Raw genomic sequence first — 5,632 nt, 5'->3', positions numbered from 1 at the left:
AGCTCGGACCGCGCGTCGATGACCCGGGAGCGCTTAACGGCGCCGAAGACCACCGTAAAGGTCATGGCGGCCATGAGTGCGAGGATGGTCACCGCGGTCATGACTTCGATGAGTGTAAAGCCGGAGTTGGATCCATTACGATGTGTAGAGGCTTTTCGTGCTGGCATCATTTTTTATGAATACCATAAAATATCTGGTGCTGGAATCCAACTCCGGCTGTTTACAGTTCACGGTATACGGTTAACAGTACAAAAATGCGCCGGCCATCGGCCGGCGCTACGATCTGACTGTAAATGGTGATGGACTCGCAAAAAGTCCATCAACGCGCCCCGCGCGGGGTGCCCAAATCAATGAACCAGGAAAAGTCTTGACTGGACTTTTCGCGACCCTATCAACGGTTAACTGTAAACCGTAAACTGTAAACCGTAAACTACATCCCCAGGTACGCCTCCTTGATCTCATCACTCCCCTTGATCTCGTCCGGTGTTCCCTCGGCCTTGATACTGCCCTCGTGCATGACGTAAACGTAGTCAGCCGCGCTCAGGGACGCGGCCGCGTTCTGCTCCACCAGGAGGATCGTCAGGCCGACATCCTCCTTCATCTTCTCGATGGTCTCGAAGATCTCGTGAACAAGTTTGGGAGCCAGTCCCTGACTGGGTTCGTCCATCATGATGAGCTTGGGCCTGGTCATGAGCGCCCTGCCGATGGTGACCATCTGCTGCTGCCCCCCTGAAAGGGATCCGGCTTTCTGGATGTGTCTCTCCTTCAATATGGGGAACATGGAGTAAACGAGCTCGAGGTTCTCTTCCCTGACCGCCTGGGCCTCCTTGCGATAAGCGCCCATGATGAGGTTGTCGTAAACGGTCATCTCCTTGAACAGGTGTTTTCCTTCAGGGACCATGGTGAGCCCAAGGTCAACCTTCTTGTGGGGCGGCAGGGTGGTGACGTCATTTCCCTCGTATGTCACCGTCCCGCTCCGGGCCTTGACCGATCCCAGGATGGTCCAGAGGAGGGTCGACTTTCCTGACCCGTTGGGTCCGAGCAGGGACGTGATGGTTCCGGCCTTGACCTCGACATTCGGGCCCCAGAGGACCTGCATCGGTCCGTAACCTGATTCGATCTTCTCGGCCTTAAGCATCGTACTCCTCCGCGGGCCTTCCCAGGTAGACCTCGATGACCCTGGGGTCGGTGAGGGCCTCCCTTGTTGCCTCGTCCACGAGCAGCGCTCCCTGGTGCATGACGATGACCCTTTCAGCCAGACCCGCCACCGCCCTCATGATGTGCTCCACCATGGCCACGATGGCGATCCCCTCGGTATCCCGGATATGCTTGATGAACTTGACCATCTCGTCGATATCCTTGGGGTTCATCCCTGCCATGGACTCGTCCATGAGCAGGAGCCGGGGCTTCATGGCCAGTGATCGGGCGATTTCCACCAGTTTTTTCTCGATGGGGGTAAGACCTCCGGCCGGCTTGTCACGGTAATTTTTAAGCCCGATGAGATCGATGTAGTAATCGGCCATCTCCATGGCCTTGTCCACGGATGTCTCGCTGCCGGACGCGCCGAACATGGCTCCGATGGCGATGTTCTCCTGAACGGTGGCCGAAGAGAAAGGCCTGGGGATCTGGAAGGTGCGCCCCATCCCGAGATGGGCCCTCTTGTAGGCAGGGTAATTGGTGACGTCCACGCCTTCGAACCAGATCCTGCCCTCGTCCGCGGGGAACACACCGTTGATGAGGTTGAACATGGTCGTTTTCCCGGCTCCGTTGGGGCCGACAATAGCCAGCGTTTCTCCGGGGTGGATCTGGAAGGTCATGTCGTCGACCGCCACCAGGCCGCCGAACCGTTTCGTTACGTTCTCGCATCTTAACAGGGGCATGTTTCAATCCTCAGATTACGTATTTTTGCAGTGGTGTACCCATGAGCCTCTTCTTGAGGACTCCCACCGTTCCCTCGGGGAACAGGACGATGATGCCGATGATGATGGGAGCGAAGATGAGGAGCTGGAATCCGGGCAGCACAATGGACAGGTAATATTTGGAGATCCCGTAGATCAGTCCGCCCACGATGGGTCCGAGAAGGGTCCCGGCGCCGCCCAGCAGAACGATGATGATCGCCTCCACCGTGTAGTGGATCTCGAACACGTCCGCAGGGTAGACATAGTTGAGCTTCAGGGCCCAGGCCGTGGCGCCCAGCAGGCCTGCCATGGCGGCACTGGTGATAAAGGCGATGATCTTGTACTTCGTCACGTTAATCCCCATGACCTTGGCGGCGTCCTCGTCTTCCCTGAGGGCCGTCAGGGCGTAGCCCACCTTGTTCCTCATGTAGACAAGGGTCAGGGCCGCGGCCAGGATGGCGACCCCGAACATCAGGATGTCCGCCCAGAAGGTTGACAGGGCCATGGCTGTCTCCCTGCCCATCGCCTTTTTCATATGCCGGGTGAAGATCATGCCCTCTGAACCGTTCCAGATCCGGGCTCCCTCGACAAGGTATCGGAACCCCTCGTTGACCCCGATGGTGGCGATGGCAAAGTACGCCCCCCGCAATCTCAGGGCCACGGCTCCCACCGCCAGGGAAAGGAGGGTTGCGAACAGGGCGCCAAGGACCAGGCCGATGACGACTATCCATAGTCCGAGGCCCTTGTCGTAGAGATGGTAGATGGAAACGGCCATCCCGTAGGTGCCCACACCCATGAAGGCGACGTATCCGAAATCGACGTATCCGGTCATCCCCATGAACAGGTTGAACGCCTGTCCCAGGGTGCAGTAAAAGGCCAGTTGGGAAACCAGCTGCCACTTGCCGGGATTGACCAGACCGTATCCGAGAAGGACGGCGTAGGCGACCAGGACAGGTATGATGGGATAATATTTGTCGATCTTCTTCATCATTTCGCCCTCAGCAGCCCGGTGGGGCGGATCAGCAGGATCACGAGGAGCATCACGAAGGAGAAAAACCTCGTCATGGCGAAAGGCTCAACCCCGGGGATGTTGGCGAACAGGGTGTAGGAACCGTTTTCCAGAAGCCCGAACACCACCCCCCCGAAGAACGCCGCGTAGGGGCTTGCCAGACCGCCGAGGACGGCGATGACGAACGCTTTCAGGGTGTAGGGCCCGCCCATGTAGGGGTTGATCCCCACCGGAATGAACATGGTGAGAAGAACACCGCTGGTCACGGTGAGACCGATGCCCAGTGAAAAGCTCAGAGCGTACTGCCAGTCCACATCGACGCCGCAGACACGGGCGCCCACGTCGTCTTCCACCACGCTGCGCATGGCCATGCCCGCCCGGGTCTTTTTGAACCACAGGTAGAGCAGGATGGCGATCATCATGCTGCCGAAGGCCGCCAGAAGCTTCGGGTAGGGAAAAACCGTGATGCCGACGTCCAGTTTCCCGATGTCCCAGTTGTACCCCCTCGACTCGGAGGTGAATATCTGTTTGACAACCTCCTCCAGGATGACGCCAAGGGAGAATGTGACCAGGAGAGTGGCCAGTTCCGGAGCCTTGTCCTGGCGTCTCCCTCCGTAGATGTACAGGAAAAAGCCGTAAATGAAGATGATCCCGACAAAGATGTATATGGCCACGTTCAGCTTGAACAGCCCCGAACCGATCCACATGAGGATGAGCATCCCGACGAAACCGCCGCCTGCCATGCCCAGGACCTTCGGGGACATTTTCCTGATGCCCGATCCGCTGGGTGAGACCAGAGGCTTCATGGCCCCGTAGTAAAAGAGCATCCCGAGCCCCATCCCGATGAGCATAGCCACGGGGATGGCGAAGACGGGCGGTATACCCATGCCCTGGAACATCATCAGGGCGGTGAAGGAACCGACCATGATGAACGCGCCGTGGCCCACATTGACCACCTGCAGGACCCCGAAAATGAGGGAGAGCCCCATGGTGGCCATGCCGTACACGGCCCCCAAAACGAGACCCTGCAGCAGGTTTCCGGATAGCTGTTCTAAAAGCACCTTTCCCTCGCTTCCCCCGCGGCGCGTCAGGAAACCGTGACACGCCGCAAGCCGGTTTATCGAAAATAGTGAGTATCACTAAAGCCAGGAGTCCATGTGAGGCTCTCCGCCAGACCCCTGGTGCAGACTGGAAACGTCAGTTTCCTCTGGATTTACCAGAACGGTAACAAAAAATATAGAAGCGCGCAAAAAAAGGGCCGGCAACGGATGCTGCCGGCCCTGTCGGGTCGCTTTAGAACTTTCTCTTCGGGTAGGCCGGGGCGCCCGTCTGGGCGGCCTCGGGCCAGATGATCATGCGCTTTCCACCCTGCCACTGGACGTCCACCATGGAGTGGCCGACCTGCAGACCGGTGTCGTCGACGTCCCAGCCGCCGTAAAAGCTCATGAAGGTCAGGTCGCCAAGAGCCTTGCGGACAGCGTCGTTATCCAGTGAATCGGCCTTTTCCACGGCCAGGACCAGGGCCAGGACAGCGGCGCTGGCTTCAGCGGCGTGGTAGTCGGGCAGCATGTCTTTTTCAACAGCCTTCTTGAACAGGGCCACATACTCGTCCTGGGAAGGACCGATCCAGGTCTTGCCGAGCTTCTTTGCGCCTTCTGCCGAGAAAGTCACGCCGTACTCCCAGTGGGAGGGTCCCATGACGCCCTCAGCCAGCTCACCAAGGGCCTCGCCGAAGGCGGGCAGGGTGGCGGCGGCGATGAGGGACAGGAGCTTGGGGTTGATGTCGAGGTCGGCCATCTGCTTGTTCATGAGCTGGCCGTCCTGGAAGTGCCCGCCGCCGATGACGATCTCGGCTCCGGATGCTTTAAGGTCGCTGAGCAGGGGCGTCAGATCGGTGACCTTGGCGGGGTAGGTCCTCTTGAACACGACATCGAAGCCCAGTTCCTTGGCCCGTATTTCGGCGCCGTCCATGACGGACCGGGCGAACTCGGAGTCCTCGTAGGCCAGCGCGACTTTCTTCGCTGAAGGATCGATCTTCTTGACCATCTCCAGGGTACCGGCGTGGTATTTCGAGCCCGGCCCGATGGTCTGGACGGCGTACTCGAACCCCTGCTTGAAGATGTTATCGGAAGCGCCGCCGTGGTCCATGTAGACCACGCCGTACTTCTCGGCAACCGTGGCGCCGGCAAGGGTCAGGCCCGAACTGTAGGGCGCGAAAAGAAAGTTGACCTTGTCGGTGGTGACGAGGCGCTCGAGAAGGCTCGTGACCGACTCCTTCTTGGACTCGCAGTCGTAGACCTTGTAATCGAGCATCATCTTCTTGCCGCCGACCATGACGCCGCCCCGGGTGTTGTTGACCCAGTCTATGGCGGCCTTGACACCGCCGACGGCCTGTTCGCCTGCCTTGGCCTGGGAGCCCGACAATGTGGCCGGGTGGCCGATGACGATATCGGCGAAGGCGGACGGAACCGCCAGGCCGACAACCATGAGAACTGACATAAGAACAGTGAACCTTCTTCTCATTGTACTCTCCTTTGCTAATGGTGCCAGTTTCGTGAATCCCCATCGAAGCGTTGTGAAAGGACGCCTCGCTTTAACTTGGCATCCTAACATAAAAAACGTCATTATAAATGCCCGCACCACCCGATTGTTAGTCCAAAGTAGTAATGTCCCCTCTGTCCAAGTTACAAATGTCCCCTACTTCAACTTTTGCAAGGGGGCGACA

The 5,632-nt window shown here is 58.5% G+C and carries 5 protein-coding genes; all 5 read right to left on the bottom strand.

Translation table 11 applies throughout. The features are described from left to right. Positions 1-430: 430 nt before the first annotated feature. Positions 431-1,138, bottom strand: coding sequence for an ABC transporter ATP-binding protein (locus tag P1S46_11140; protein ID MDF1537031.1), 708 nt, complete (start codon positions 1,136-1,138; stop codon positions 431-433). After that, positions 1,131-1,880 carry an ABC transporter ATP-binding protein gene (locus P1S46_11135; protein MDF1537030.1) on the bottom strand — a complete coding sequence of 250 codons (750 nt, stop codon included), beginning with the start codon at positions 1,878-1,880 and terminating at the stop codon, positions 1,131-1,133. The genes P1S46_11140 and P1S46_11135 overlap by 8 nt, the downstream gene beginning before the upstream one ends. Positions 1,881-1,890: 10 nt before the next feature. After that, complete coding sequence (locus P1S46_11130) at positions 1,891-2,889, bottom strand: branched-chain amino acid ABC transporter permease (protein ID MDF1537029.1); 999 nt, start codon at positions 2,887-2,889, stop codon at positions 1,891-1,893. Beyond that, complete coding sequence (locus tag P1S46_11125) at positions 2,886-3,968, bottom strand: branched-chain amino acid ABC transporter permease (protein ID MDF1537028.1); 1,083 nt, start codon at positions 3,966-3,968, stop codon at positions 2,886-2,888. The genes P1S46_11130 and P1S46_11125 overlap by 4 nt, the downstream gene beginning before the upstream one ends. A gap of 232 nt (positions 3,969-4,200) precedes the next feature. Continuing rightward, positions 4,201-5,430 (bottom strand): amino acid ABC transporter substrate-binding protein, encoded by a 1,230-nt coding sequence (locus P1S46_11120; protein MDF1537027.1) that lies wholly within the window; start codon positions 5,428-5,430, stop codon positions 4,201-4,203. Positions 5,431-5,632: the final 202 nt, after the last annotated feature.

It is taken from the genome of bacterium (genome assembly GCA_029210545.1).
Classification (GTDB): Bacteria; BMS3Abin14; BMS3Abin14; order BMS3Abin14; family BMS3Abin14; genus JARGFV01.
Note: the sequence above shows the minus strand (reverse complement) of the source record. Positions and strands in the feature narration are given on the sequence as shown.

Bases quoted from the DNA above. Each gene is read 5' to 3' on its own strand.
- P1S46_11140 (MDF1537031.1), bottom strand. From the start codon at position 1,138: ATGCTTAAGGCCGAGAAGATCGAATCAGGTTACGGACCGATGCAGGTC.
- P1S46_11135 (MDF1537030.1), bottom strand. From the start codon at position 1,880: ATGCCCCTGTTAAGATGCGAGAACGTAACGAAACGGTTCGGCGGCCTG.
- P1S46_11130 (MDF1537029.1), bottom strand. From the start codon at position 2,889: ATGATGAAGAAGATCGACAAATATTATCCCATCATACCTGTCCTGGTC.
- P1S46_11120 (MDF1537027.1), bottom strand. From the start codon at position 5,430: ATGAGAAGAAGGTTCACTGTTCTTATGTCAGTTCTCATGGTTGTCGGC.